The sequence below is a fragment of the Streptomyces sp. GS7 genome (assembly GCF_009834125.1).
In the GTDB taxonomy this organism is placed as follows: domain Bacteria; phylum Actinomycetota; class Actinomycetes; order Streptomycetales; family Streptomycetaceae; genus Streptomyces.
This window is the reverse complement of sequence record NZ_CP047146.1, coordinates 3,747,592-3,769,846: the sequence shown is the minus strand read 5'-3', so window position 1 is coordinate 3,769,846 and position 22,255 is coordinate 3,747,592. Positions and strand designations below refer to the sequence as shown.

Here is a 22,255-nt window from a genome sequence, read left to right as displayed (position 1 = left end):
ACGGGCTGGTCGGTTTACCGGGAGCGTACGACGGCCTCCAAGACCTCGTGGACGGTCTTCGCGGGGTGGCCGATGGTGGCTTCCAGGGTGGGGTCGGTGCTGTCGAACTCACCGTTGCGGGATGCGGCGAACATCGTCAAGGTGAACTCCGCAGCCGGCCGCGGCATCCCGCCGACGACTGCCGTGGATGTCCACTCGTCGTCGTCCATGACGACTCGGGTGATGGTCCGGCCGGTGATGCGGCTGAGGATGTCGGCAACGTCGGCGAAGTCCAGCGTGTGAGGGGCTGTCAGCGGCGGCGTGATCCCTTCGAGTGCTCCGTCTTCGGTCAGAGCGCAGGCCGCGGCTTGTGCCAGGTCCTCGTGGGCCGTCCAGGACACCGGGCCGTCCTGCGGCACGGCGAGCGTGCCGGTCTCCAGCGCCGCGCCGATGTAGGAGCCCAAGGTGGAGGCATAGAACCCGTTGCGGAGGGCGGTGTAGGGGACTCCTTGCTGCTTGAGGTGCTCCTCGGTGGCCGCATGGACCTTCTGCGGAGGGAAGAGCGACGCGGGAGAGGCAGCCTGGTGGCTGGTGTACACGATGCGTTGGGCGCCCGCTTCCCGTGCTGCGTCGATGGCCGCACTGTTGGCGGTCAGTGCGCCGCCGCCTCGGATGGCCGCGGAGACGACCAGGACGCGCTCGGCGCTCTCGAAGGCGTGCTTCAGGCTGCCGGGTTCGGTGAAGTCTCCCGCTCGGACTCGGACGCCGTGCTCGGCGAGGTCGGCGGCTTTGCCCACGTCGCGCACACTGATGCCGATCCTGTCGGCCGGCACCCGCTCTAGTAGGTGGTTGACGATGAGGGACCCGAGGTGGCCGGTGGCTCCCGTGACGATCAGCATTCGTGGCTCCCATCTGGATGATGTTTCCAACGGAACCAATATAAGGGTAACGTCGATAATTCCACTGGATGCAAACTTGTGCATCCATCCGGATGAGGACCGACGCTGACGGCAGCTTCAGGCAGGCCCCACGGTGAAGGGTGGCGATATCAGCGATAACATCGCCTGTCACGCAGGGGCGATACCATCGTCTCCATGGCACCGAAGTCGCAGCGGCGAGACCTCACCCGGGACCGCATCGTGAAGGCTGCGGCCGGCCTGCTGCGCGACCAGGGGCCGACCGCGGTGACCACGCGCCGCGTGGCTCAGGAGGCCGGGCTGCAGCCCCCTGCTCTTTACCGCCTCTTCCAGGACAAGGACGACCTGCTGGATGCCGCCGCGGAGCATGTCTTTGCCGAGCATGTGGCGAGCAAGCAGACCACCGCGCCCTCGGACGACCCGGTAGAAGACCTCCGCGCGGGATGGAACACACAGATCAGCTTCGGCCTGGACAACCCGTACGTCTACGGCCTGCTGCTGGACCCGGCCCGCGCACGCGACACCCCGGCACAGGTCAAGGGCGTGCAGATCCTTGCCGAGCGGGTGCACAGAATCGCCGCCGCCGGGCGGCTTCGGGTGAACGAGGAACGCGCCGTCAACCTCATCCGCGCGGCGGGGATCGGAACCGTCCACACCCTGCTGAGCCTGCCGCCAGAGCACAGCGACCCGCACTTGGCCGACGCCGCATTCGACGCGATCGCTCGCGCCATCCTCGTAGATGAACCCGCAGTCCCGACCCGGGACCCGGCGGCCGTCGTCGCGGCCTTCCGCACCCTCCTGCCCGAACTGCCCGGCCTCAGCAAAGCTGAGGCCGGGCTTCTCGACGAGTGGCTGCAACGCTGATCCAGCACCGCGCTACGGCCCTGGCCAGGATGGCAAAGGTTCGACCACCACTTCCGGAAACCAGACCGCGGCACACACTGCCCCGTACGTGGCTGGGGTGGTGGGAGTTGGCAACGGTGAACTACCGCAGTGGCCCGAAGTGGGCCTCGATGGGGTTGGCCCGGGACGCGCAGGTCGGGGTGAAGCACAGCTCGACCCGAATCTTCTTCGCTCAGCGGCGGATCGGCTCGTCTTTGTGGGCGGACAGGTTGTCCCGGATGACGTAGATCGGGGCGCCATCCGGACGGGGCGCCATCCGGGCGGGCGGCCCGGATCGACTTCAGGGCGGTCAGGGTGTTCGCGGTGCGCTTCTTGCGGCGGTTGACGCCCCACAGGGTGTCGTCGCCGACCGAGTAGGAGCCGTGGATGTAGGGGATGCCGTGGACGCGGTGGAAGGCGAGGGGATACCGCTCCGGGTGCTCTTGCTCGGCCCGGCAGGGCCCGGCGGTGGGACGGATGCCGAGCGGCCCGAACTCGTCGAACGCGAAGGCCCGGTCGGGGAAGCGTTCCAGGACCTGCTCGATGCGGTCGAGCTTGGCGTCGCGGTCGCGATCGGGGGACTCCTTCCACGTCTTGGTGCGCCGGAAGGTGATGCAGCGGCCCGGTTCCCGCCGGCCGAGGCCAGCAGCATCATCGCGCGCCGGTACCGCACCGAACTGGTGCTGCCCCGGCGAACATTCACCAGTGCCTGGGAGCGGGCGCCGGAGCTCACTTGCGGCCGTCCCGAAGTGGCTCCCGGAGGGAGGATGGAGGCAATTGCTTTCAGAAGCCCATGAGTTGGGCGAACCGTCGGCTGTCGATGTTGCCTCCTGAGGCGATGAGGCCGATCCTGCGCGGTGGGTTGGGGACACGTCCGGCGATGAGGGCGGCCAGGGCCGTGGCACCGCTGGGTTCGAGGACGATCTTCAGGCGTTCGAAGGCGAACCGCATGGCGTCGCGGATGTCGTCATCGCTGACCAGGGCGATGTCGTCGACCAGGAGCTGGTTGACGACGAAGGTGATCTCGCCGGGGGTGGAGACGGCCTGCCCGTCGGCGATGGTGCGGGGCACGGGGATCTCGATGCGTTCGCCCGCTTCGAGGGAGCGTTTGGTGTCGTCGGCGTCCATCGGCTCCACGCCGACGACCCGGATGCCGGGGTGCAGCGTCTTGGCGGTGGTGGCGCTGCCGGCGATGAGACCGCCGCCGCCGACGGGCACGAGCAGGGCATCGAGTTCGCCCGTCTCCTCGAAGAGTTCGAGGGCCGCGGTGCCCTGGCCGGCGATGACATGCGGGTGGTCGTAGGGAGGGATCAGGGCCAGGCCGCGGTCTTCGGCCAGGGCCTGCCCGAGTGCCGTACGGTCTTGGTTGTAGCGGTCGTAGGTGACAACCTCCGCGCCGTATCCGGCTGTTGCCTCCCTCTTGGACCGGGGGGCGTCCTCGGGCATCAGTACGACGACACGGGTACCCAGTTCCCGGGCGGCCAAGGCGGTGGCCTGGGCGTGGTTGCCGGAGGAGTAGGCGGCGATGCCCTTGGCCAACTGCTCGGGGGGCAGCTGGGCCACGGCGTTGTAGGCGCCGCGGAACTTGAAGGCACCGGCGCGCTGGAAGTTCTCGCACTTGATGAACACCTCGGCTTCCACCAGGGAGTTGAGGGTGCGTGAGGTGAGCACGGGGGTGCGGTGGGCGATGCCCTTCAGGCGCGTTGCGGCCTCACGGACGTCGTCGAAGGTCACGGGCAGGTCGGCAGGCACGGTGCGTCCTCGCGTTCGGGGTATGGGGGGCGGGGTCGGACGGCGGTCCGGCAGGTGGGCACGCTCCTTCACCTGGTGTAGTTGTAGACGGTCGCCCGGGACACACCGAGCAGGTCCGCGATGGTCTGTGCGGCGTCGCGTGAGTCGAAGTAGCCGTCCCGGTGCAGCTGTTGCACAAGCGCCTTCTTGTCCGCCCGGCTCAGCGACCTGGGGGGCGCGGCGCGCTCCGCGGAGAGGGCCTCGACCGCCTCGCGCAGCTCGCGTGCGTTGCGGTCCCGCAGCGTCTCCAGGGGCTGTTCGCGGTGTGGGGTCTCCGTGGCCACGAGGTTCGCCAGCGCGAGCGTCACCGGTGACAATACGGACACGTCGAGGTTCAGGCAGAGTGCCGCGATGTACTCGCCCGCGGCGTTCTTGATGCCGATCGAGGTGCTCTTCGCGGGGCGTCCGTCGGGGAACCGGTTGGGGTAGTTCTGAACGACGCTCGGGTACTGCGGATCGTGGATGCGCAGCAGGCCCAACTCCGTTACCGAGTCGCCTATCTGACGTCCGGACAGGTTGTTCTCGATCGCCCTGACGGCATGCTCGGGGCTGCGCAGGTCGTGCAGGACCACCTCGCACAGCCCGGGAAACATCCGCCCCAGAGCGACAGCGATCTTCTCGGCTTCCCGGATGAGATGCTCGTCGGCGTCTGCGGCGGCACCGGCCACAGCGTCGTGCATGGGGGCGGAAGCGGCATCGGATGCGGCGCCGAAGCTCTCGTTGCGCCCCTCGCTTCCTGCGACGTGGCCCACGCGGTTCCTCCTGTCGCTTCCCTGCGGCGAAATCCGCGGCGCGCGGAGACGCGCCACCTCCACGGAGCTTGGACTATCTGTCCATGTCTAGACAGCGAGGCTAATCACGTGAACGGTCGTTGTCCAGGACGGCGGGCCACAATCCGGTGATCGCCGTCCGGTCGCACGAACCCGACTGTTGTGTGGTCGAGTTCAGCCCAACCGTCTGTCGGAGGGGGCGAGGGCGGGGCAGCATGCCGTCCGTTTTCGGCGGCCGGCCTGCGACGTCGGCTCGATGCGAGGGCGACCTCACATGCCGCGGAACCCCCGAGTCGAGTCCGCGGCACGCCGGTCCGTCACGGTGCTCCTGTGCGCCGGGCGGCTGCTGGGCCGTTGGGGTGGTACCGCGGTGCGATCCACGTCATCCGGGTTTCCGCGATCACGTCGGACGATATCGCTCCCCATGGAAACACCCCCTACAGGAAGGCATCTCATGCGTATCCGCACCGCTGTGGCCGCCGCCGCCATGGCCGCCATCGCCGTTCTCGGCACGGCAGGTACTGCCGCTGCCGACGGCGAACCGGGCGACATCTCCGGCACCGTGGGAATGGGCGACGACACCGCCACGGGGGCGGGCAACCCGCCGGCCATGGGGTCGGAAAACTTCACGGCCAGCAATCCCCGCTCGTTGTTCGGCCTGGGCTCTGACCAGCAGAAGCACCGCTGACCTGGTCAACAGCGACCTGGGGCCCGGCACCTGAGCCGACTCGTGGGATCCGCCCCGGTCGGCCCGCGTCACCCAGGGTCCGGCGAGGCACCGATGCCGCCGGGCCCTGGCCGAAGACTTTGGGCGGTGCAGGTCCTGCGGCCGAGTTCGTGGCGAGCCGGCGAGACCGGCCGCCCTCGATGTGTGAGCCCTAATCGAGAGTCAGCGGGCGGACGGTGAGGATCTGCCCGGCGTGACCGACGGGGCCGTTGATGTCGTGCAGGACGCTGCTGGTGAGCCCCTGTCCGGAAGGGCCGAAGGTGACGGTGGTGTCCAGTCCGGTCCACGGGCCTGCGGGTTGGCGGTGCAGGTGGATCGTCAGGTCGAGGTTGGGGAACATCCACTCGGTGGGGTCTTGCTGGACGGCGATGCCGTTGGCGGTGTCCACGAGGGCGATGTACGAGGCGAGTGCGCTGCTGGCTTCGCCGGCGACCAGGTCGAGCGGGGTGGAAATCCAGACTGTCGCGCGGCCCTTGCGGGACGGTGCCGTCCGTCGGACGTCGATGGATGAGACATAGCCGCCGCTCCACACGTCGTTCATCGTCCACGGTTCGAGGGTTTCGGGGGCGGGAAGGCGTTCGTGGGGACTGTCGGCCACGGCCGAGGTGTCGAGGGAGGCAAGGAGCCAGGCGCGGGCGCGGACTACCGGTCGGTCGTCGATGAGCAGGACGGCTTCGAGGAGTTCGATGGTCCGGCCGGGGCGGATCGTTGCGATCCTGACCTCGCACTCGTCCAGGGCGATACGCCCCAGGATGTCGAAGCTGATCCGCGCCGGCGTCAGGCTGTTGCCGGGGCGCTGGGCGAGATGCCGGTCGATTGCGTGGACGATGAGGCCGGCGACCGGACCGAAGTGCTGCTCGTCCGCGTTCCATACGCCCCCCACATGAGCCGTGGGCTTGTAGCGGTGCTCACCCGTGCGCTCGTAGTAGCTGTCGCGCGCGGCGGTGCCGGTAGTCACGGGACGTTCTCCTCCGACGGAACAGGCGGTTGACTGGGACGGGTGGGGCGGCTGCGTCCCTGCCCGTGATCCGGATCGTAGGCGGCTGAACGATCCGCGGACGACAGCCGTGATGGATCCCACAACGGGTCACCGCATGGCGGGTCGGGACAACTCCCTCACATACCCGTACGGCTCGTCAGTGCCTGGGGACGCGGAGCCGGCGAAAAGGCCCGTCCTGCTGCGGGGCGAGGGAGATGATGGGGCCATGACGAGTGCGGACATAGCCGTGGTGACGGGTGCCAACCAGGGGATCGGGCGGGAGGTGGCCCGCCAACTCGCCGCTGCGGGAGCGGTGGTGTACCTCGGAGCGCGGGATCCGGAACGGGGCCGTGACGTCGCGCGCGAGCTGTCCGCCGGTGCGGGCGACGTGCGGTTCGCGCCCCTCGACGTGACGGACCAGTCCCAGGTCGACGCACTGGCCCGGCGGGTCGAGGCCGAGTGCGGCAGGCTCGATGTGCTGGTCAACAACGCAGGTATCGGCGGCACCCGCCCCGCGGTGGAGGAGACCACCGCCGACGACTTCGCCGGCGTCATGGATGTCAATCTCCTCGGCGCGGTCCGAACCACCCACGCCCTGCTGCCGCTTCTGCACAAGTCGCAGCACCCGCGCATCGTCAACGTGACGAGCGGCCGGGGATCGTTCACCGTCAACGACGACCCCGAGCGCATGGAGTCCCAACTGCACGGACTGGTCTACCCGGTCTCGAAGACGGCCCTCAACATGCTCACCTACCAATACGCCCGTGCGCTGCCGCGCTTTCTGGTCAACGCGGTCGATCCCGGCTTCACGGCGACGGCGCTCAACAACCACACCGGCACCAGTACGCCCGCGCAGAGCGCCGCGACGATCGTGCGACTCGCCCTGGCGGACGACGGGCCCAGCGGACGGCTCTTCGACGCGAGCGGCGAGGTGGGCTGGTAGGACCGGGGCGTTCCCCAGTCGACCGGCACCCACGGTTCACGGTTCCGTGTCACAGTCCGGCGCCTCGAAGGCCGCCGGACTGTGACGATCGGTTGTGGCAATCGGCGACGATGTGACGACTTACCGCGTCACCGACTGTTCACGACATCTGACGGCATCTCACGGCATCCTGCGCCGCGGCACGCCCTCTCACTGCGTGAAGGCGGCGGTGCCGTTCGGGGTGCCGAGGCCGGTCGGGCCGTCGTATCCGGTGCCCGCGGTGCAGAGGTACGAGGGCGAGCAGGTGCCGTTGGCGCCGGACGTGACGTCGTTCAGGGCCGACGCGTGGGAGTACGGGTACGAGGCCGGCATGTCGGACGAGCCCGGGGTACCCGCGAGGGCGTAGACGCCGGCGATGAACGGGGACGACGCGCTGGTGCCGCCGTAGACGTTCCAGCCGCTGGCCTGGTAGGTGTCGTAGACCGCGAGGCCGGTGGCCGGGTCGGCGACGGAGGCGACGTCCGCGACGGTGCGGTTGCTGCAGCCGGTGTCCTGCTGCCAGGACGGCTTGGCGTCGTACTGGGAGCAGCCGGAGCCGGCGCCGTTACCACCCGCGCTGGAGCCCCAGACGGTCTCGGTCCAGCCGCGGGCGCTGCTGTCCTGCTGGAGTGAGGTGCCGCCGACGGCGGTGACGTACTGCGAGGCCGCCGGGTACTCGACGCCGTAGCCGCTGTCACCGGAGCTGACGGTGATGGCGACGCCCGGGTGGTTGAAGTACTTCTCGTCGGACGTGGGGTCGGTCGAGTCCTCGGAGCCGCCGTAGCTGTTGGAGACGAACTTGGCGCCCATGGTGACCGCGCGGTTCACCGCAGTCCCCAGGTCGTCCATGCTGGCGCTGTTCGCCTCGACCAGCAGGATGTGGCACGACGGGCAGGCCGCGCTCACCATGTCCACATCGAGGGATATCTCGCCGGCCCAACCCGCGTCCGGGGCCGGGTAGTTGCTGCCGCCGTCCTGGTCGACCTTCTGGAAACACCCGTTGGCGGTGCTGCACTCGGGCAGCCCGTACTGGGCGCGGTAGGCCGCCAGGTCCTGTTCGGCGTTGGGGTCGTCGTTGGCGTCGACGATCGCCACGGTCTGGCCGCTGCCGCCCGACTGGGGCAGGTTGTACGCGCTCTGCAGGTCGCTGGGGCCGTAGCCGGCGGGGGCGGCGTCCGGCCCCAGGGACAGCGGCTGTTTGACGTCTGTGCGGGCCACCGCGTTGCAGGCCATGTAGCCGGGCTGCGACGGGTGCGCGCACAACTGACGGATATGGACCTTGGCGTGGGCCGCGGAGACGGTGGGGGACGCGTGGGTTGCCGGCGCCACCGCGGCGCTGGACGGGCTGGCGGCGATCACGCCGCCGATCACGAGGGTTGTCGCCGACAGCAGGACCGGGACGGCGCGGTGCGCCAGTCCTCTCGTGCGGTCGGATCTGCCCTTTCGCAGAGAACGCATGGGAACGACCTCCGTAGGGGGAAGGGCCGGCAGCCGGCACTCCGGGGACGTCTGCGAGGTCACGTTCTCGGGAACTGTCAAGAACATGACATATCAGCGGCACACGGATGTGACGTTCTATCAGGGATGCGCCAAGCCGCCGGTGATGAGTTGCGCACGTGCACTGAGCGATGCCACCCCTGTCAGTGGTGGCTTTATTGAAAAGTAGTGAACCCTGCGTCAAGGAGAAACCGGGCTACGGCAAAGGATTTCCCTGGGTCCGCGGAACGGCTTCGCCGTGAAGGCCGCGCTGATCACGAGCGTCAACTGCCCATCGGGTAGCGGCGATCAGCACCCTTGCCCGCCGCGGAATCGTCACGTACCGCCGGACGGAATCCGCCCGTCCGCCCACCTCATCGCCCCGCGCCACCTCGCGGACGCGGACGGATCAGGGTGCGGACGCGGACGGATCGGAGCGCGAACGCGGACGGATCGGAGCCGTGTGGAGATCCGCCGGACCCGCCGCCTGCCCGCAGGCCACAGGCCGACCGCAGGTATAACGCAGACATGCGATCAAAGCCCGGTCTGTCGCTGACCGCCCTCGGTCTGCTCCTCGCGGCAGGCATACTCACCCTGGCGACCTGGCTGACGTCCTTCGCCTGGAGTTCGTTCACCTATCACGCGGCCCTGGCCGGCACCCCGGGCACCCTCACCGCCGCGCACTGCTTCACCGCCGGCAGCGGCAAGAGCACCCATCGCGAGTGCACCGGCACCTTCATCGCGCGGAGCGGCAGGTACACCGACACCTCGGCGCACGTCTACGAAGTCCGGCGCATCGGCGGCAGTCCGACAAGGCTGCAGCTCCGCTCCGACGGCGGGTACACCCAACCCGATCCGCCGAGGGCCGCGATCGTTCTCGCGGTCGCCCTCGGCATCGTGAGCGGCACGGCCCTGCTGCTGCTCTTCCTGTGCGCGATGCCCCGGCGGGTCTCGGTCGAGAAGGGCGTACCGCTACGGGCCAACCCCCAACCGTGGGGCGTGCTGCTGCTGGTCCTCAGCAGGCTGTCCGCGGGCGCGGCCATCGCGGCGGTCGCCTCCTTCGCCCTGTTCTTCGTGCTGCTGATCGCCGGGCTGCTCTTCTGAGGCGTCGGCGCACCTCATCCGCGGCGCCCCAACTCCCGTACGGCGACCGTGCGGAAGTCGTGCGGCGGCCGGCCGGTGGGGCGTGGGGTTGAGCGTCTCCGCCGGGCAGCAACTCGCCACCGTGCGCCCGCTCTGGTTCGTCCTGGCGGGTCTGTGGGGTGTGGGGACTCCCTGCCTGGTCGGCGCCTCGCCGGCATGGCTACTCGCCCGGTCACGTCCGCGCGGGGTGGCGCGGCGGATCTTGAAGTGGCTGGGCTGGGGGTCAGCCTCGTCCTGCTGGCCAGGGGCGTCGCTGTTGAGTTCCTGCTGCTGACAGACGTGACGCACCTGGACGGCAGTGTGAGTGCGGGGCAACGGTTCTGGACCCTGGTGCTGTGGAACCCCTGGTTCATCGTAGGTGGGCCGGCCTTCGGTATGGCGGCACTCAACGCCGACCGCCGCGACCCCTGCCCATCGCCTCAGACCGATCCACGCCAGGACGCGTCCGATGGGTCGTCCCTGTCGGGATGCGCAGGACGGGGCCTCGCCGCCGAGCCCCGCATCGGGTCTGCTATGCGACATCTTCCATGGTTTCCGCGCAGAACCAGGCAGATCCCACGCTTCCGGCACAGGCTGCAGCAAACTCTCAACGACCGGTGAGGGTAGGGGTGGAACCTGCAGGATCCACTCCCCCATGCCGTCCGCAGACCACCGGCCGTGACGATCATGAGGCGTCTTCCCCTCACCGAACCCGGCGGGCGGATCCCGACTCGGAGTGCCGGTCCGCAGCCGGAAGGGAGCGCCGTTGACGGCGGTGCGGTGATCACTGAACCGCCCGCCCGCCCCAGGCGCTTCGGTAGGTGCGACTCCGAACAAACCCACTCATCAGCGGACATATCGCCCCGCTCCACGGCGAACCGATTGATCCACTGAAGGGCCAGTCACCTCACCCGTCGGACACACCCTGGACGTGGTGCCGGGATGACCCCTTTGAGCTGCGATCGCGAGACAATGGGAGCCATTAGTTTCACCAATGTTTACCTGCCGTACACCATAGTTGGGCCTACTGAGCCCAGCTTGTTCAGCTACAACATCGGACAGGTGCTCACCCCCCACGTGCATCCCCTGTGTGGCCCCGCATGAAACCCCTCAAATCTCTGTGCGTACCCCTGGAGAGACCGTGACCGTGCCCCTGCCGAGAACCGCCGCCCTCACCGGCGTCCTCGCCACCGCCGCCGCATTCGCCCTCAGCGCCTGTAGCGCGAGTTCCGACGCATCGACCACCACCGACGGACAGAGCGCGGCCACCGCGACCACGGCCGTGGCGTTCGGCGGCATGGACGCCCTGGCCAAGGCGGCCCAGAAGGAGGGCACGCTGCATGCGATCGCGCTGCCCCGCGACTGGGCCAACTACGGCGCCGTGATCGACGGCTTCGAGAAGAAGTACGGCATCAAGGTCGAGGTCGAGAACCCGAAGGGCGCCAGCCAGGACGAGATCAGTGCGGTCACCTCGCGCAAGGGCCAGAGCACCGCGCCCGACGTACTCGACCTCGGCAACTCCTTCGCGCAGAGCGCCGCACAGCAAGGGCTGCTGGCGCCGTACATGGTCGCCGGTTTCAATGACATCCCTGATGACCAGAAGGACTCGATCGGCCGCTGGTCGAACGACTACGGCGGCTACATATCCTTCGGCTGCGATGCCAAGCGTGTGCAGACCTGCCCGACCAGTTTCAAGGATCTGCTCAAGCCGCAGTACAAGGGGCAGGTCGCGCTCAACGGCATCCCCGGCAAGTCGGGTTCGGCCTTCGGCGCCGTGTACGCGGCCTCCCTCGCCAGCGGTGGCTCCTTCGAAGACATCCAGCCCGGCATAGACTTCTTCGGCAAGCTGAAGAAGAACGGCAACTTCACGTCCGTCGCGTCGACCGAGGCCACCATCGAGAAGGGCCAGACGCCGATCAGCATCGACTGGGACTACCTCAACACCGGGTACACCGACCAGCTCAAGGCCAAGGGCCTCGACTGGACGGTCACGGTCCCTTCGGACGGCCAGTTCTCCCAGTACTACGCGCAGGCCATCAACAAGGATGCGCCGCACCCCGCGGCCGCGCGCCTGTGGCAGGAGTACCTCTACAGCGCCGAGGGCCAGAACCTCAGGCTCAAGGGATACGCCCGCCCGGCTCTGATGGCCGCCATGGAGAAGGCCGGCACGCTCGACAAGGCCGCGGCGGCGAAGCTGCCGAAGGTCTCCGGCACGCCGACCTTCCCGACCGAGTCCCAGCAGAACAGTGCCGAGTTCGCCATCTCCCAGGGCTGGAGCCAGGCCGTCTCCGGATGACCGCGACGCGCGTCAGGGCCGACGTGGTGCCGGCCGCCTCCTCCCAGCGGCGGCACCGCGCGGCCGGCCGGCTCGCCCGCGACACCCCGCACGACGTCGACCGCCCGTACCGCGAGAGTCACTGAACTCCCGGACGACGAAGCCCCCGCCTCCGGGCGAACCGATGCCGCGGGCGCGATCGACCAGGACATCGCAGCCGACTCCACCCTGTGATCGTCACCGGCGGACAGCGGGCGAACCGCACCCGGTTGAGGGCCGTTGCGGACGGGATCCAGCGCTCACCTGGTGCGGGTGCGGAGCCCGGGTCGCTCAGCGGAAGGGACCGTCGTCCGCGAAGGCGTGGGCGGCGAACCGCTTGCCCATCCGGCGGTATGCGGCGGCGTTGGGGTGCAGGCCGTCGGCCAGGTCGTCCACCTCGTCCGGGCCCAGCAACTCGCGTCCGTCCAGATAGTGCAGATGGGGATCGTGTGCCTGTCGGACCGCCACGATCCGGGCCAGCTCGGCACGGACCACCGTCAGCGACAACGCCCCGGCGGCCGTATCGGCCGGGTCGCCCAGAGCTGTGAACCTGCCGTCCGGGCCCATCCCCGCCGGCCCGGGAGTGTGCTCGAACGCCGGGCAGCTCACCGGGGACATCAGCAGCAGCGGGGTGTCCGGATGCCCGTCCCGGATCGTGTCCAGGAACCCGTGCACCGCCGGGCCGAACGTCCGCAGCCGGAAAGCGGCCAGGCTCACGACGTTGACGCCTGGCTTGAGGCTGATCAGATCGGCGGGCATATCTCGGATCGTCCGGGCGACGTAGGGGTCCAGCACCGCACCGCCCGCCTCGCTGAGGTTGATCACCTCCACTCCCCCGAGCGACGCCGCCACCACCGGCCAGGTGCCGGTCGGGCCGTCGGCGTCGATGCAGTGGCTGATGGAACTGCCGTGGTGCACCCAGCGGCGCCGGCCGTCCGGCAACGGCGCCAGCACCTCGCCGTCCGCCCGCAACGCCACCAGTTCCGTGGGGGTTTGCTGCGGCAGCCACAGCTCGACGGTCTTCATCCCGGCCGGCAGCCCGGCGAACCGTACGGTCCCCGGCTCGCCCGGGATCAGCCGCTGCGCGGCCCCGGGCCCCGCCATCCGCAGCACGTTGCCCACCGGCGCCTGCTGCCGCCCGGCCGGGGCGCCGTCCACGAGCAGTTCCACCATCCCCGTCGGGCGGGGCTGCGGGTCGCTGTCCAGCTGCCCCGTGGAGGTGAGTACGTCGCACTCCACCTCACGCGCATCGGTGCGGAACACCAAGCGGACGCCCGAAGGCATCACGGTGACCCCGTACACCGACGGGTCCTGGTACTGCTCCTTGGTCCACGCGGGCAGCCGGCGCGGCATCACCCCCGCCTGCGTGGTCTCCAGGTCCAGTGCACCCCGTAATTCCACCGGCCCGCCCACCAGCGGAACCTCTCGCATGGCCACCGTCACCACTCCTGCCCCTTCGTGGACTTGATAGGACGTCAGACGACACCACGTCCCTGGAGGAGCGAGCACGCCGACCCGCGTCGGAACGTCTCAAGCACGCCCCCAGGAGCAGCCTAGAGGTTGTCCCGTGACGGATCGCGGGGGGATCTCTGTGGTGGTGTCGGCCTGGTGTCGCCGTACCGGCGCCTCTGCGCGAGTGCCCCGTATGTGCCCCTGAAGCCGGCCGTCCGCGACGGTCTCCGTACGGACGGCGGTGGTGCGACGGCCTGTGGCGCGCGACGTCACTGAGCTGCGGTGTGAGTAGCGGTGTGCGTGGCGGTGTGCGTGGCGGTGTGCGTGGCGGTGTGCGTGTTGAGCAGACGGCCTGAGCTTGCGACGAACGGGGCCCCGTTGTGGGGAGGGCGGCGTGAAAGGCTCTTGCATCGGGACGCCGCGCTGTAGTCCGCTGCTCGTCATGAGGAGCATGAGGAAGCGGAGCCTTGCCACGCTGATCGGCGCCCTTGTCGCGGGCTCCCTCTGCGCGGGCGCACCGAATCCACGCGCGGCTGCGGCCGAACCCGGTGTCGGCGGTCCGCCGCAGACCGGTGTGCAGCCGGGTCCGGGAATCGATCTCGACACGGTGACGATCCCGGAATTACAGGCTCGCATGGCGAACGGTTCACTGACCTCGACGGCGCTGACCGCTGCCTACCTGCGGCGGATCAAGGACATCAACCCGAAGATCAACGCGGTGATGCACACCGACCCGACAGCGCTGGACCAGGCGTCCGCCAGCGACGCCAGGCATCGTCGCGGTGACATCCGCGGCCCGCTCGACGGCATCCCGGTCCTGCTCAAGGACAACGTGGAGACCCGCGATCTGCCCACGACGGCCGGGTCGCTGGCGCTGGCCGGCAGCCCGCCGGAGCGCGACGCCGCCCTGGTGACCCGTCTGCGGGAGGCGGGGGCGGTGATCCTCGGCAAGACCAATCTGTCCGAGTGGGCGAACTTCCGTGCGGCGAAACCGACATCAGGATGGTCGGCGGTGGGCGGGCAGACCCACAATCCCTACGTACTCGACCGGAACCCCTGCGGGTCCTCGGCCGGGTCGGCCGCCGCGCTGGCCGCGTCCTTGGCGCAGGTGGCGATCGGTACCGAGACGGACGGCTCCATCGTGTGCCCGGCCGGGATGAACGGGGTGGTCGGGCACAAGCCCAGCCTGGGCCTTGTCAGCCGAGCGGGGGTGGTTCCGATCTCCGCCGAGCAGGACACCGCGGGCCCCATGGCCCGCAACGTGGTCGACACCGCGCTCACCCTTGCGGTGCTCAGTGGCGACGACACCGCATCTGCCGGTCAACGCCCCGCATTTCTTGGGCAGTTGACGAACCCCAGGAGTCTGCACGGCAAGCGGATCGGCCTGTGGCGGCTGCCCTCGCTGGGACCGGAGGTGGATGCCGTGATGACCCGTACCGCGCAGCAGTTGCGTCGCGCGGGCGCCGAGGTGGTCGAGGTGACTCCCCCGTACCAGAAGCGTCTGGCCGCACTCGAATTCCCCGCGCTGCTCAGCGAGTTCCACCGGGACATCGACGCCTACCTCGCCACGCGCCACGGGCCGCGGAACCTCGCCGAGCTGATCGCCTTCAACCGCGGCCACGCGGCGGAGAGGACCTGCTTCGCCGGCCAGGAGCTGTTCGAGAAGGCCCTCGCCGCACCACCCACCACCGATCCCCAATACCGGGCAGAGCGTGCCCAGTTGAAGGACCTCGCCCGGCGTTCCATCGACGAGACCATGGCCGCCCACCGGCTGGACGCCATCGCCGCACCGACGAACCCGCCCGCCTGGACGACCGACTGCGCGCGGGGCGACGACGACATCGTCCCGTCCTCGACCCCGGCGGCCGTGGCCGGATACCCGTCGCTGTCGGTGCCCGCCGGATCCGTGAACGAGCTGCCTGTGGGACTGCTGCTGATGGCCGGTGACCACCAGGACGGCGAACTCCTGTCACTGGGAGCCGCGGTGGAGCACCGGCTTCATGCCTGGCGAGCACCGCGCTACCTGCCGTCGGTGGGGCGCGACGGCACCCGGTAGGGCCCGCGATGGGACCGGAGGCGGTCAGCTGGCCCGCCCGCCTCCGGCGGTTCCCACGGCGTCCGAAGACCCTGTACGCGCGCCACCGGGAATGATCCAATAAGGGATGACATCGTTCTGGGTAGGAAAGCGTGTCCGGCTGCGCGGAATCGAGCCCGGCGACGCGTTGGCGTTCCAGCGTCTCGCCGAAGATGAGGAGCGTCTGGGAGATCTGTTGAACCCACCCCGATCCGGCGAGAGTTATCGGATCTGGGCGGAGAAGCAGGCATCCGCCCATCCGGACAGCGACCGCTTCCAGCTGGCGGTCGAAGCCGTCGATACGGGGGACGTCGTCGGCGGCGTCGGCTCCCATCACGCCGACCCGCGTTCGGGCTGGTTCGAGTACGGCGTCACCATCGGCGCCAAGCATCGCCGCAGGGGCTATGCGGCGGAAGCCGCTGTGCTGCTGCTCCGGTACATGTTCGCCGAGCACCGCTACCACAAGTGCCAGGTGCGGATCTTCGCGCACAACGAGGCGTCGCTCGCCCTCCATCGGCGGCTCGGATTCGTCGACGAGGGGCGTCTGCGTGAGCACGCGTTCCTCGCCGGCCGCCACCGTGATGTCGTCATGATGGGCATGCTCGCCGACGAGTTCGCCCAGCTGCACTCGATGACGACCTGATGGTTCGTGGCCGCTGACCGCCTGGCCACCGGCCACCCGCGGCCCGGGGGCGGCACCGCGATGCCGCCCCCGGCCGTGTGTCAGCTGACGCGCAGGGTGAGCGCGGCGGTGTGGAGCTTGCCGCCGGTCTGGAACTGGAGGAACAGCCGCCAGTTGCCGGACTTGGGCAGCATGGTCTGGAACGACAGCTCCGGCCCGCCCCTGTCTCCGTTGACCTTGGTCTGCGGGTGCAGGTGGGCGAACGCCCCGTCGCCCTCGTGGAAGGCGGTCAGGTGCGCGTACGTCTCAAGGTAGGGCTGGAGGTCGGTGACCGGTTTGCCGTCCTTGCTGATGGCCACCGTCATCGGGTGGGTCATACCGGCCATCAGGTCCCCCTTGACCGTGGCGGTGTAGCCGTCCGCCTCGGCGCTGGTGGCGGCCCCGGGGAGCGGCGTCGGCTTGGCGTCGCCGGGGACGGTGACGGTACGGCTGAGCACGAAGTCCTTGCCCTTGCCCGGTCCGTTGTCGGGGGTGAAGGAGGCGAACATCCGCCAGGTGCCGGGGCGCAGGGCAGCGAGGTCTGCGGTCCAGGTGCCGTCGGCGGCCATGGCCGGGTGGACGTGCTGGAAGCCGGTCAGATCCGAGCGGATCGCGTAGAAGTGCATCCGCTTGGTCTGGTCCACGGCGAATCCGGTGACGGGCTTGCCGTCCGGAGCCGTGATCGTGAACCGGTATGCGGAGTCCTTGCCTGCGGGCAGTTCGCCCGTGCCGGACGACAGCTTGTAGCCGTCCTTGGCGTCGGCCAGGCCGTCGCCCATGCCGCCGTGGTCCATACCGGGCATCGAGCCGTGGTCCATACCGCCAGTGGTCGCGGAGGACGAGGCCGATGCCTTCGCACCGTGGTCCTTGGCCGCCGTGGACGAGCCGGACGAGTCCTTCGACGAGCCGCAGGCGGCCAGGGTCAGCGCGAGCACGGTCGCGGTGGCGGCCACCGCGAAACCGCGGCGGCGCAGGGTGGGACGAGAGGTGAACGACATCACGGAAAACCTTCGGGAAGTGCGCGCCGCACCGGCGCGCGGAGGATCAGGGCGCGTTGCCCGCGGCCCGTACGACGGGCTCGGGCGAGGTCCTGTCACGTCCGCGCCGTACACACCCGAAGGAGCAGGGCCCGGCCGCCGGTCGGCGGACCGCGCCGTCCCACAGCCCCGGCCGACGGACACCGCCGCGTCAGCGCCCACCCGAAGAGGACCGTCAGGCCCCCGACTGCCAGGAGCCACACGGTCGGCAGCACGCTCCGGTCTCGGGCAGGGGTCGCGACGCAGAAGGAACCGGGGTCGCTGAGCATGGAGGTCAGACCGGGATGCACCACAGGCAAGGATGACGACGCGGAGGGCATCGCCGGAGCCATCTCGGCTGCCGGGGATTGCCCGGCCCGAGCGGTCTGGGCGTGGTGCATGGGTGCGGGCGCCGTCACGGGTGCATGGCACCCCGCGGCGGCGGTCGGGGAACCGTGCATGAGGAACAGCCCGAACAGCACCGCGCACACCGCCGACAGCCGGGCCGAAGCCCACCTGGGCGACCGCGCAGTGTTCACCGCTGCCCCATTCCCTCGCCGATCGACCCGGCACACAGCCGGACGGGGTCCTCGCGGCATCCGGAGACCCTCGACGGGAGCATACCCCTACCTGGTATCCGTGGTCGGTGGCGGGGGCCACCACACGATGTTCGTCACCGCCTGCCGGTACCGCCCCTGGCCTCTGCCCCCGTCGCGCCGTTCCTGACGTACCCGCACCCGAAGACCGGGGCGCCGCGGTCCTGCCGCCGAGTCTCCTCGGCCGTAGGAGGGGAGGGAAGGAGCGCAGTCGAGCGGCCCGGCACACCGCGCCCGCCCCATCCGCAACCCCCGTCTACGGCAGCTCAGTCGGAGAAGTCATGGGTGAGCCAGACATTGCCGTCGGGGGTCCGGTGGACGGCGATGCCGACGTGGGTGAAGGTGCTGCTGAGGATGTTCTGGCGATGACCGTCGTTCGGCGGCTTCTCGGCGAGCATGGCCTGGGTGAGGTTGACGGCGGCGGTGGCGATCTGCTGGGCGTCCAGTCCGGCCGTCGCCTGGCCTATGTTCTCGCCGGCGGCGCCCCAGTGCACGCCCGCCGCGGTCTCCCGGTCTCCCAACGCGGCTTCGCCCGGGCACTGGTGGGACATGCCGCACCCGTTGCCCATCGTCGTGTTGTGCCCGGTGGCACTGCGGGTGAGAGCGGTGGTGAGCGTGTAGGGCGGCAGGCCGTGGGCGGCTCGTGCGGTGTTCATCACGGCGAGAACCTGTGCGACCGCGTCGGAGGCGGGGGCCGGGTGTGGGGCCGGTGTGCTGGTCCGGGTCGGTGCGGGGTGCGACGGGGTGGGGGAGGCTGTCCGGGGCTTGGCGGCCGGTGTCCGGCTCGGGTGTGCGGTGGGGTGGGGGGTGGCCGAGGGCGAGGGGGTGAGAAGTGGCGCGTCGGCAAGCGGTGCCGACTGCACCGTTACCGGCTGGGAGGCGGCGGCGGTCGTCCGCGGCGCGCTGTTCGGGGAGCCGATCGCCACGGATATGACGGTGGCCGCAGCCGTCGCCGCGGCGCCCCCGGCGAGGAGATGGGCCCCTCTCGGGCGCATCGGTGGGCGGCGGTGACTGCCGTGCCGCCTGCCACCGCGGCCGGTGGGACGGTGCGCCGCGGTCGGCGCCGTGGTGCCGCTGTCGCCGCCGGGAACGACCGCCTGGGCCACCGGGGCGAACGCCGCAGTACTGTGGCCCGCTTGGGCCGCCCACCAGGCGAGCGCGGCGGTCGGCGGTACCAGCCCGCAGCCCACCAGGAGGCTCTGCGCGGGTATCAGGTCACTTCGGTGGCCCGAACAGGCCGCGCAGTCGCGGGTATGCCGCGCGATGCGCTTGCGCCACAGGGCGGTGGGGACTCCGTCCCAACGGGCGAGCAGGGGATGGAGCTGCGGACAGCGGGGCTCCGTCAGCAGGGCGCGGACTACCACCCGGGCGGCTTCCAACTGCGCCTTCATCCGCTGCACCCGCACGGCGACGAACGGCGCCGGCAATTCCAGGGCGGCGGCGACCTCCGCGCGGGTCAGCTCACCGGCCGCCTCCAGCCACCACAGTGACAGCAGGGCGCGGTCGTCCTCGTCCAGCCACCGAGTCGCCTCGGCCGCCTCCCGGCGCTGCCCGGAAAGTCCCAGCCGGATGATGGTCAGGTCGACGAAGTCCGCACCGGGATCGACCAGGCCGGCCATCTCGTCGACCCCGGTATCGCAGGCCGACGCCTGTTTGCTGCGCCAGTGCCGGCGTATCTGGTTCATCGTGACGGCGACCAGCCATGACCGGAACCGGTGCGGGTCCCGCAGATCGGCCAGGTTGCCCAGGACACGCAGCAGGGTCTCCTGCACCACGTCGTCGACGTCGGCGTGACCGTGCAGCGCCCGTCCCACGATGTTGTACACGAGCGGCAGATACCCGGCGATCAGTTCGTCCCGCGCCCTCTGGTCCCCCGCCTGCGCGGCCGTGATGACCGCGGCCTCCCGTTCGGGTGTCATGTCCGTCCTCTTTCTCTGCGGCTACGGGTCTCCATGCCTTCGATACCTGGGAGACCCTGTCAGGACGGCCCGGATAACAGAAACCCGGAGAGTTTTTCCGGGGTTCGATCGGAGCCCACGTCGATTCTCGCTATTCCGGCACATCAGCGCCACATTGCCGCCGTTGTCCGAATATTCAGGACATCCGTCAGGATTGCCGTACGCGGGCGGCAAGGAACCGGCCGGCGAGGTCCGCGCTCACGAGGCCGACCCCCAGCGAGAAGCCCTCGCACCCCGCCGCAGCTCCTCCCCTTACGCGGCCTTTCGGAGCACGGGACACCAACCCGTCGGTGACCAAGGCCACTTGGACTTGCCCGCGGCTCCCGGCTCCGCTGACTTCCTCTGCTCATTGGACACGCCTTCGATAGCGTCCAGTTCACAAGCGTCGCGGAAGCCCTGAATTCCTCCCACTAGGCCCCGGATATCCCTCCCCCACACGCATTTCGGGATTCCCGGCCACCCCCGCCGGCCGACCGCAGGCATACCCACACCTGCCCAGGCCCTCGGCCGGCAGCGGGTCCCGTCTCTTCACGCCACCGGCACCGGGACACCGTCCCGGCCTGCCCAGGCAAACGCCACCGGCGCCCGCCGCCGACATCCGGCAACCACACACCACAGGAGGACATCAATGCGTCGCGCTTCCCACAAATGGAAGTCCCTCAGCGGTACCTCGCGCGTCACCCTCGCGCTGGCCAAAGCCGGCGCGATCGCGGCCGTGACCGTCGGGGTCTCCTCTGCGAGCACGGTCGGGCCGGGCCACGACGGGGCCTCCGCCCCGAAGCCACGGGACGCGAGAGGAAAGACCCATCCGTTCGGCCTCGGCGCCCTGCCGTCCGACTCGACGTGGCGCACGACCGCGCTGAACCGGACCGTGGAGCCGAATCTGTCGGCCATGGCTCCCCGCCCGAAGGCCGACCCGACCGAGTCCGGCAGGAAGCGGCAGGCCCTCCCCGCCCGTGTCGATCTCACCAAGTACGCGGCCACGCCCGGCAATCAGGGCCAGGTCGGGTCCTGTGTCGCCTGGGCCATCGACTACTCGGCCTACAGCATCCTCGAACACGAACAGGGCATCACCGGCAGCCCCCAGGCACCCATGTACACCTACTCCCAGATAGTCAAGGGGCAGAACGTCGGCACCTCCCCGCAGCAGCACTTCCGCATCGCCACCTCACAGGGCGTCGACTCCAAGTCCCATTACTGGCAGGGCGACTTCGACTACACCGCCCAGCCGACGGACGGCGAGAAGCTCAACGCGTCGAAGTGGAAGCTGTCCGGCTACACCCCGCTCCACACGGGCAGCCGGATCAGGGTCGAGGTGCGGGCGGCCCTCGCCCAGGGGGAGCCGGTGGTCATCTCGATCCCGGTGTACAACAGCTTCTTCTCCCTCACCGCGCGTGAAGCCGCCTCCTACACGTACTCCCCGACCGCCGGTGAGCCGTTCGCCGGTGGCCACGAGGTCACCATCGTCGGCTACGGCAGCCAGGGTGTCCGGGTGGAGAACTCCTGGGGCACCAACTGGGGTGACCGGGGATACGTCAACCTTTCCTGGGACTTCCTGGCCAGGCAGGTACGGGAGGCCAACGCCGTCGGCAGGCTCGTCAAGAAGTAGGAGGAGCGGCCGGGCCGCGGCGAGGCGGTCCGTCAGGCGGCGAGACGGGGGAAGAGGGCTTCGGCGTTGCCGTGGTTGATGGCGGCGCGCCGGCGGTCGTCGAGGGTAGGCGTCGAGATGCCGGGTGAAGTAGGCGGAGATTTCGGGGGTGGCGTAGGGGAAGTCGCTGCCGAAGGTGAGGTGGGTGGGGTCGGCGAAGGCGAAGAGGGCGGGGAGGGCGTCGGGGTTGGCGGTCAGGGCTGTGTCGAAGTAAAAGCGACGCAGCTCGGCGAGGGCCGTTTCGTGGTGCATGACCGGCTCGACGCCGGTGTTCCGCTGGTGGCCGGGGAGGGTGAGGCTGATGCGGTGGGCGGCGTAGGGGAGGAAGCCGCCGCCGTGGGAGAGGACGAACCTGATGGCTAATGTTTAGCAAGCTAACTCTTAGCTTGCCGCTACCGTAGCCCCATGACCTCACGACAGCCAAGCGGTTCCACCCCGGCAGATCGGGCCGCCGACCGGCTGCCGCAGGCGGATGACCCGCAGTTCCAGGCGTTCACCCGGGCCGTACACGACCTGCTCGGTGCGGTACGACGCACCCGCGGCCGACTGGCCGGTCAGGGGCGGCCCGCCCTGTCGCTCTCCCAGATCCAGCTGCTGGAGGCGCTCGCCGACCACGGTGGCCTCGGCGTCGGCGAACTGGCCGAGCGCGCGGGCGTCACCGCGCCCACCGCGACCCGCATGCTCAAACAGCTCGAACGCGACGGCATCGTCACCCGCACCCGCGCCGCCGGCGACGAACGCCGCGTCCAGGTCGCGCTCACCGACACCGGCGCCGCCCTTCTCTCCGAACACCGCACCCGCCTGCGCGAACGCCAGCTCCGCGCCTTCCGCGAACTCAGCCCGGACCAGCGCGCAGCGATCACGGAACTCACCCACCGCCTCACCCAGCTCGTCGACGACTTGTGATCTCGCCGACCACGCGGTACGACGGC

Annotated in this window: 18 protein-coding genes and 3 pseudogenes; 10 read left to right on the top strand and 11 right to left on the bottom strand. The window is 69.9% G+C overall.

Annotation, left to right across the window (positions count from 1 at the left end; translation table 11 throughout):
* Nucleotides 1–14 precede the first annotated feature (14 nt).
* Entirely contained in the window at nt 15–878 is an 864-nt protein-coding gene (locus GR130_RS16525) for an SDR family oxidoreductase (protein WP_159505449.1), read from the bottom strand.
* A 195-nt stretch (nt 879–1,073) separates the two neighbouring features.
* Between GR130_RS16525 and GR130_RS16520 the strand changes: the two genes are divergently transcribed.
* On the top strand, nt 1,074–1,760 hold the full coding sequence (locus GR130_RS16520; RefSeq protein WP_159505448.1) for a TetR/AcrR family transcriptional regulator: 687 nt from the start codon (nt 1,074–1,076) through the stop codon (nt 1,758–1,760).
* A gap of 124 nt (nt 1,761–1,884) precedes the next feature.
* Here GR130_RS16520 and GR130_RS40515 read toward each other — a convergent pair.
* The 3 genes and pseudogenes from GR130_RS40515 to GR130_RS16505 form a co-directional block, all read right to left on the bottom strand.
* Nucleotides 1,885–2,398 (bottom strand): annotated as a pseudogene (locus GR130_RS40515) (transposase); the annotation flags it as partial.
* 163 nt (nt 2,399–2,561) lie between these two features.
* Entirely contained in the window at nt 2,562–3,530 is a 969-nt protein-coding gene (locus GR130_RS16510; RefSeq protein ID WP_159505447.1) for a threo-3-hydroxy-L-aspartate ammonia-lyase, read from the bottom strand.
* Between the two features lie 68 nt (nt 3,531–3,598).
* A complete protein-coding gene (locus GR130_RS16505) occupies nt 3,599–4,249 on the bottom strand; it encodes a helix-turn-helix transcriptional regulator (protein ID WP_159510022.1) in 651 nt (216 codons plus the stop codon).
* Nucleotides 4,250–4,793: 544 nt separating this feature from the next.
* On the opposite strand from GR130_RS16505, the gene GR130_RS39815 reads away from it, so the two are divergent.
* Complete coding sequence (locus GR130_RS39815) at nt 4,794–5,027, top strand: hypothetical protein (RefSeq protein ID WP_201304900.1); 234 nt, start codon at nt 4,794–4,796, stop codon at nt 5,025–5,027.
* 190 nt (nt 5,028–5,217) lie between these two features.
* Here the strand turns inward: GR130_RS39815 and GR130_RS16495 are convergent, their stop codons facing one another.
* Complete coding sequence (locus tag GR130_RS16495) at nt 5,218–6,024, bottom strand: thioesterase family protein (RefSeq protein WP_159505446.1); 807 nt, start codon at nt 6,022–6,024, stop codon at nt 5,218–5,220.
* Nucleotides 6,025–6,271: 247 nt separating this feature from the next.
* Between GR130_RS16495 and GR130_RS16490 the strand changes: the two genes are divergently transcribed.
* Nucleotides 6,272–6,988 carry an SDR family NAD(P)-dependent oxidoreductase gene (locus GR130_RS16490; RefSeq protein ID WP_159505445.1) on the top strand — a complete coding sequence of 239 codons (717 nt, stop codon included), beginning with the start codon at nt 6,272–6,274 and terminating at the stop codon, nt 6,986–6,988.
* Nucleotides 6,989–7,177: 189 nt separating this feature from the next.
* On the opposite strand, the gene GR130_RS16485 is transcribed toward GR130_RS16490, so the two are convergent.
* Nucleotides 7,178–8,464: a S53 family peptidase gene (locus GR130_RS16485; protein ID WP_236573064.1), complete on the bottom strand. Its 1,287-nt coding sequence runs from the start codon at nt 8,462–8,464 to the stop codon at nt 7,178–7,180.
* Nucleotides 8,465–9,010: 546 nt separating this feature from the next.
* Between GR130_RS16485 and GR130_RS16480 the strand changes: the two genes are divergently transcribed.
* Nucleotides 9,011–9,586, top strand: a complete 576-nt coding sequence (locus tag GR130_RS16480) for a hypothetical protein (RefSeq protein WP_159505444.1) — start codon at nt 9,011–9,013, stop codon at nt 9,584–9,586.
* A 681-nt stretch (nt 9,587–10,267) separates the two neighbouring features.
* Here GR130_RS16480 and GR130_RS41830 read toward each other — a convergent pair.
* Nucleotides 10,268–10,447: pseudogene (locus GR130_RS41830) on the bottom strand (transposase); the annotation flags it as partial.
* A gap of 298 nt (nt 10,448–10,745) precedes the next feature.
* Here GR130_RS41830 and GR130_RS16470 point away from each other — a divergent pair.
* Nucleotides 10,746–11,900, top strand: a complete 1,155-nt coding sequence (locus GR130_RS16470) for an ABC transporter substrate-binding protein (protein WP_159505443.1) — start codon at nt 10,746–10,748, stop codon at nt 11,898–11,900.
* Nucleotides 11,897–12,025 (top strand): hypothetical protein, encoded by a 129-nt coding sequence (locus tag GR130_RS41345; protein WP_268977895.1) that lies wholly within the window; start codon nt 11,897–11,899, stop codon nt 12,023–12,025. The genes GR130_RS16470 and GR130_RS41345 overlap by 4 nt, the downstream gene beginning before the upstream one ends.
* Nucleotides 12,026–12,209: 184 nt before the next feature.
* Here the strand turns inward: GR130_RS41345 and GR130_RS16465 are convergent, their stop codons facing one another.
* Nucleotides 12,210–13,349: a GDSL-type esterase/lipase family protein gene (locus GR130_RS16465; protein WP_159510020.1), complete on the bottom strand. Its 1,140-nt coding sequence runs from the start codon at nt 13,347–13,349 to the stop codon at nt 12,210–12,212.
* Nucleotides 13,350–13,821: 472 nt separating this feature from the next.
* On the opposite strand from GR130_RS16465, the gene GR130_RS16460 reads away from it, so the two are divergent.
* Entirely contained in the window at nt 13,822–15,426 is a 1,605-nt protein-coding gene (locus GR130_RS16460) for an amidase (RefSeq protein WP_159505442.1), read from the top strand.
* 106 nt (nt 15,427–15,532) lie between these two features.
* Nucleotides 15,533–16,087, top strand: coding sequence for a GNAT family N-acetyltransferase (locus GR130_RS16455; RefSeq protein ID WP_159505441.1), 555 nt, complete (start codon nt 15,533–15,535; stop codon nt 16,085–16,087).
* Between the two features lie 80 nt (nt 16,088–16,167).
* Here the strand turns inward: GR130_RS16455 and GR130_RS16450 are convergent, their stop codons facing one another.
* A complete protein-coding gene (locus GR130_RS16450; RefSeq protein WP_159505440.1) occupies nt 16,168–17,103 on the bottom strand; it encodes a hypothetical protein in 936 nt (311 codons plus the stop codon).
* A gap of 880 nt (nt 17,104–17,983) precedes the next feature.
* Nucleotides 17,984–19,636, bottom strand: a complete 1,653-nt coding sequence (locus GR130_RS16445; protein WP_159505439.1) for a sigma-70 family RNA polymerase sigma factor — start codon at nt 19,634–19,636, stop codon at nt 17,984–17,986.
* Between the two features lie 667 nt (nt 19,637–20,303).
* On the opposite strand from GR130_RS16445, the gene GR130_RS16440 reads away from it, so the two are divergent.
* Nucleotides 20,304–21,284 (top strand): C1 family peptidase, encoded by a 981-nt coding sequence (locus GR130_RS16440; RefSeq protein ID WP_159505438.1) that lies wholly within the window; start codon nt 20,304–20,306, stop codon nt 21,282–21,284.
* A 162-nt stretch (nt 21,285–21,446) separates the two neighbouring features.
* On the opposite strand, the pseudogene GR130_RS41825 reads toward GR130_RS16440, so the two are convergent.
* Nucleotides 21,447–21,626 (bottom strand): annotated as a pseudogene (locus GR130_RS41825) (hypothetical protein); the annotation flags it as partial.
* A 102-nt stretch (nt 21,627–21,728) separates the two neighbouring features.
* On the opposite strand from GR130_RS41825, the gene GR130_RS16430 reads away from it, so the two are divergent.
* Nucleotides 21,729–22,229 carry a MarR family winged helix-turn-helix transcriptional regulator gene (locus GR130_RS16430; RefSeq protein WP_159505437.1) on the top strand — a complete coding sequence of 167 codons (501 nt, stop codon included), beginning with the start codon at nt 21,729–21,731 and terminating at the stop codon, nt 22,227–22,229.
* Nucleotides 22,230–22,255 lie beyond the last annotated feature (26 nt).

Coding starts and splice junctions, on each gene's coding strand:
- GR130_RS16450 (WP_159505440.1), bottom strand. CDS start 17,103: ATGTCGTTCACCTCTCGTCCCACCCTGCGCCGCCGCGGTTTCGCGGTG.
- GR130_RS16525 (WP_159505449.1), bottom strand. CDS start 878: ATGCTGATCGTCACGGGAGCCACCGGCCACCTCGGGTCCCTCATCGTC.
- GR130_RS16460 (WP_159505442.1), top strand. CDS start 13,822: ATGAGGAAGCGGAGCCTTGCCACGCTGATCGGCGCCCTTGTCGCGGGC.
- GR130_RS16440 (WP_159505438.1), top strand. CDS start 20,304: ATGCGTCGCGCTTCCCACAAATGGAAGTCCCTCAGCGGTACCTCGCGC.
- GR130_RS16455 (WP_159505441.1), top strand. CDS start 15,533: ATGACATCGTTCTGGGTAGGAAAGCGTGTCCGGCTGCGCGGAATCGAG.
- GR130_RS16465 (WP_159510020.1), bottom strand. CDS start 13,349: ATGCGAGAGGTTCCGCTGGTGGGCGGGCCGGTGGAATTACGGGGTGCA.
- GR130_RS16445 (WP_159505439.1), bottom strand. CDS start 19,636: ATGACACCCGAACGGGAGGCCGCGGTCATCACGGCCGCGCAGGCGGGG.
- GR130_RS16520 (WP_159505448.1), top strand. CDS start 1,074: ATGGCACCGAAGTCGCAGCGGCGAGACCTCACCCGGGACCGCATCGTG.
- GR130_RS16430 (WP_159505437.1), top strand. CDS start 21,729: ATGACCTCACGACAGCCAAGCGGTTCCACCCCGGCAGATCGGGCCGCC.
- GR130_RS39815 (WP_201304900.1), top strand. CDS start 4,794: ATGCGTATCCGCACCGCTGTGGCCGCCGCCGCCATGGCCGCCATCGCC.
- GR130_RS16505 (WP_159510022.1), bottom strand. CDS start 4,249: ATGCACGACGCTGTGGCCGGTGCCGCCGCAGACGCCGACGAGCATCTC.
- GR130_RS16480 (WP_159505444.1), top strand. CDS start 9,011: ATGCGATCAAAGCCCGGTCTGTCGCTGACCGCCCTCGGTCTGCTCCTC.
- GR130_RS41345 (WP_268977895.1), top strand. CDS start 11,897: ATGACCGCGACGCGCGTCAGGGCCGACGTGGTGCCGGCCGCCTCCTCC.
- GR130_RS16490 (WP_159505445.1), top strand. CDS start 6,272: ATGACGAGTGCGGACATAGCCGTGGTGACGGGTGCCAACCAGGGGATC.
- GR130_RS16485 (WP_236573064.1), bottom strand. CDS start 8,464: ATGCGTTCTCTGCGAAAGGGCAGATCCGACCGCACGAGAGGACTGGCG.